The organism is Streptococcus danieliae, assembly GCF_025447695.1.
GTDB classification, from domain to species: domain Bacteria; phylum Bacillota; class Bacilli; order Lactobacillales; family Streptococcaceae; genus Streptococcus; species Streptococcus danieliae.
Genome location: NZ_JAOBSU010000128.1, coordinates 1 through 4158, shown reverse-complemented (window position 1 = coordinate 4158; position 4158 = coordinate 1). Strand labels below are relative to the sequence as shown.

The window sequence follows — 4158 nt, the reverse complement described above, 5'->3', positions numbered from 1 at the left end:
TTTTACGAAAATCTACTGAATATGCCATAAAAATAGTATAGCACAAAGTGTGTGGTTTCTGTTTCATTCTACTATAGAACTGATAATGATAGCGCATGTATATCACTCGGATCTCTTCGTAAAACCTTATCTATCTGTGAAAAAGCCTCTCGATACTTCTTATTCACTAAATAAATTTCAGCCTGCAAACGATAGGTATCTAGATGCTCCGGATTTTCCTGCACTTTTTTATCCAATGACGAATACAACTCATTCCAATCCCAACGTCTAAACCTCAATACATCCTCTTTTAGAAAAGGATCTTCGATATAAGAGTTCCCGTAATCAGAGATTAAAGGTAGTAATGGTTCACCACGACCATTTTCCTTCGCCTCAGGCATTGGTAGATCTTCATAAAAGTCATAACCTAAACCACTCTTAATCTCTACTTTCTCAGAAGTTAAATGAGTATATAGATTACCAGGCACTTCTGTGTCTGATAATGGATTCTCTTTTGCTGCCATAGTTACTTCCAGTGGCTCGTCTATTACTTTCTGTTCCACTTCTAGAACATCTACCTCAGAGGATAGCTCTAATACTCCATTAGGATCAACAACCATAGCCTCTGGAGCAGGATTCTGTACTTCTTGAGACATAGCAATCACTGGTTCAATCCCACTGGCACTAACTGAAAGTTCTTGAATAGAGTATTCGTCTGCTTTTGTAGGGTTAGCCGTCATCAGCAAGGCTAAAGCAGTTGCTGCAGATAATCCTAAATAAGAACATCTTATTTTTTTATTCATATTTTCCCCTTCTGTTAACTTAATAAATCGCGATACGTTACATTTTCTTTCAATAAAACATCCGATGCCTCTACCATACTATTTAGTACATTAAACAACATTTTTAATTTTTGGAAATTGTCTCGGACATCGACAGCTACAGATATAATGTACTGACTCATGTGATCCCTATAGACACAAATCTCTTCGTTTTCTGAATCCAAATGAATCAAAAAGCGGATTTTTACTTCTCCCTTTTCAACATCAATCACATCTCCATCTGGATATCCAAATACTTCTGTTTGGCTGATAGAAATAGGTGGTAAAATCCTATCATAAGAATAGGCATCAAAAAAAATTTTTTTGAATGAATCATCGTAATCAAACTCAGAAACATCATCTGAAACAAAATACTTAGGTTCCCAAGGTATCGTCAACTGCTCTCCGATTCCTGAACAGATATAATAATCGTACTGCTTTTCTTTTAAAAAATTTAACTCATACAAGGTCTTAGTTTCAATTTTTTCGATAAAATCATCAAAATAATGTTTCAGATTAAATTTCAACTGCTGAGTAGATAATCTACCATCAATAGCAATAATCGCTACATTTAATCGTCTCACATCCAAAACAATACGATTTAATACTCCTAAAAAAGTTGTAAACAGAAGATCTAACTCTCGATTTGAAAATTCGTATCCAAATTGAGAATAAAATTTTTGAGATAAGGCTTGAATGTAGAATCTGAGAACCGGACTTGAATTAGAACTACTAAAATCTCTATATCGTATATCAATACTATTCGATACTCCTAAAAACATCTTTAGACTAATCGGAATCATGATTTTAAAAGAGTCTTTAAAACAAGTATAATCTTCAAAAAAATCAACTCTAAGCCCTAATTATTCATCTCCATTATAAAAATCAGGTGGAATCATTGATAATCCAAGGGTTCCACCTAGTTTCTTTGTTTCACCCATTAGGTGGAAAACAAAAACTTCCAAAAACCTTAGTATAGCAAGGGTTCTGGAAGTTTTTTGAATTCTGTATGAATAATTCGGGCTAAGGTAATGAGACATTTCCTTCATCAGAAAATTTCGACCTTCCCTAGCCAATGGAATCAAGGCATTGTAATTCTCTGTACTGCAATCTGCAAATCGATAAAGATCTGTACTAATGATTGCAATATAAGATAATAAAATGATCTCCTCTTGGCTGAAATCAAATCCACTCAATACATTGGAAAGCTTATTCAAAATTTCAACGACTAGTCGGTACTCATCTGTCAGTTCTACTTCAAATGGAATATCCGGTAAATCAAACGGATCTTTAGACAGATTATTTCGTAAATAAATCAGATACAGAATAAATCTCTCCAAATTTAAATCAGAAAACACAATTCGTGATTTCGTAATCGATACCAAGACAATTTTTCGAATCTTCTCACGATCTTCTACCGAACACTTAAACAATTCGTCATATCTCGATATACCTGAGTAAGTCTGAAAATACATATCAAAATAGCGGTAGACTCGAACAGTTAGCATCAATTTCTTAAAGCGTTGACCTACGATAGCCATTCCATGCTTTGGACGAGTCACCAACTTCAACTGATAGCGTTCAAGCATCTTCTCGACCTCTCTCAGTTCCTCCGTTAGAGAATGAGTGGTTAAGAGTTCACGTTGAAAATCCTCAATTCGTAGTTCCTGCACACTCGTTAGTAAACGCCTCAAAATATAAAGAACATGTGCATCTCTACTATTTTCAACTTTTAAAGTTGGAAATATTTGGAAAATTTCCTTAATATGCTGTTCCAACTGGGAATTATGGATAACTAGCTTAAACCCATGTGCCCGTTTAGCAACGATATCACCAATATCTGCTAAAGCTATTTTCAACTCTGCTAAATCCGACTTGATTGTGCGAGAAGATACAGATAGCTTAGCTGCAATAGATTCACTAGTCACATATCCTTCTGAACGAAAAAGAAGGAGAAAAAGTGTTTTTAACCGTGGTTTTCTATCTAAAAATTGTAGTTTTTCTGACAGTTCCTTTCTCACACTCATTCTCCTCCCAATTATTCCAAATATAAATCTCGCAGTCTCTCAATCGTTTCCAAGCTAATATCCAGCTCAGATAACACATAATTCTCTATTGTTCCATATTTATCTTTGATTACAGTAAGAGCAGCTTCGATAAATTCTGGTTTTGTATCAATAAAAGAATACAAATGTTCCAAGATATTTGGATCCTGTGTCAATTGTCGATATCCCTCCATCTTAACACGGTTCCTCTCCTCTCTATTTTTTCCTGTAATCAAATAATCATTAATGATATCCTCTGTAGAAACTCCCAGTAACCCCAATACCAAAGCAGAACCAAATCCTGTTCGATCTTTTCCACCACGACAATGTTGAACAAAGGGACTTCCACCAGAATCCGCAAGAAGCTGAATCATTTTTCCAAATGATTCCCTAGCCTCATCCCCCATTACAAACATTTGATACTGAGCGGCAATAACCTCCGAATGATTCACTAACTCTCCCCGCCCCTTTTGTCTCATAATTTCTTGAATCAGAGCAAGATCCTCTTGATCCTTAGAAGAATCAAATTGAGCTGCCAGTTCCGCTACATGAGCAGATGGATCTAAGTGATAACTTTGTTTGATAAAGTCTAAGTCTGGATTAGGATATTTTGAAATCTCATTTTCACTGCGATAGTCAATGACAGTAGAAATCTCCAAATCTTTAATATATTGGATTCCTCGATTCGTAGCATTATGCAAGTGATCCGATCGGTAAAGCTTTCCCCACTTAACCCTCTTACCATTCAAACCACAATAACCGCCCATATCACGAAAATTATTCATTCCTTCAACTGGCAGGGTTCTCTCGGCAACTACATATGACCTACTAGCAGATTCGACTAAAAAATAAGGACGTGTCGCTATCTCCAATTCTAGTTCAAATTCATTCTGGTCTGTCTTCATCAAAAACTGAGTAGGAACGCCATCTGGCTTGTCCAACAAAAAGATAGCAACTTGCTCAGAATTTTGTTCAACCGTCTCCCTTTTAAATTGGAAACAGTGAGGTCTAATCTGCTGTACATAATAATCCATCCCCATATTCTTACCCCACTACTTTCAAATAAGTCAGGATAATTGATAAAATCATAATCCCCAGAATGAGTAAAGGAGCGTGCTTGCCATTCGTTTTTTTCAAAATCTTATAGACAGAAACAGTTATCAATAAACTGAATAAACCTGGCATGACCTTATCAAACATTTCTTGAAAAGGAATCACATTATCTCCAGCTTTAATGAGAGTGTACAATATCTTGTGTAAACGCAAAAAAGGAATAAATCCTGTATAGTAGAGTTATACCAAAAATACTACTA

5 protein-coding genes are annotated in these 4158 nt (G+C 35.5%); all 5 read right to left on the bottom strand.

Annotated elements, in window-relative coordinates; genetic code table 11:
• Positions 1 to 71: 71 nt before the first annotated feature.
• Genes N4310_RS07770 through N4310_RS07750 form a run of 5 tightly spaced genes read right to left on the bottom strand, consistent with a single transcriptional unit; the run spans position 72 to position 4093 of the window.
• Positions 72 to 782: a tetratricopeptide repeat protein gene (locus N4310_RS07770; RefSeq protein WP_262092727.1), complete on the bottom strand. Its 711-nt coding sequence runs from the start codon at positions 780 to 782 to the stop codon at positions 72 to 74.
• Positions 783 to 796: 14 nt separating this feature from the next.
• Positions 797 to 1603 (bottom strand): hypothetical protein, encoded by an 807-nt coding sequence (locus tag N4310_RS07765; protein WP_262092726.1) that lies wholly within the window; start codon positions 1601 to 1603, stop codon positions 797 to 799.
• A gap of 60 nt (positions 1604 to 1663) precedes the next feature.
• Positions 1664 to 2821 (bottom strand): HTH domain-containing protein, encoded by a 1158-nt coding sequence (locus N4310_RS07760; protein ID WP_262092725.1) that lies wholly within the window; start codon positions 2819 to 2821, stop codon positions 1664 to 1666.
• 17 nt (positions 2822 to 2838) lie between these two features.
• The gene (locus N4310_RS07755; protein WP_262092724.1) at positions 2839 to 3879 is read right to left on the bottom strand and encodes a tyrosine-protein phosphatase; all 1041 of its coding nucleotides are present in this window, start codon (positions 3877 to 3879) and stop codon (positions 2839 to 2841) included.
• A 10-nt stretch (positions 3880 to 3889) separates the two neighbouring features.
• Positions 3890 to 4093, bottom strand: a complete 204-nt coding sequence (locus tag N4310_RS07750) for a PTS system mannose/fructose/sorbose family transporter subunit IID (protein ID WP_262092728.1) — start codon at positions 4091 to 4093, stop codon at positions 3890 to 3892.
• Between the last annotated feature and the right edge of the window lie 65 nt (positions 4094 to 4158).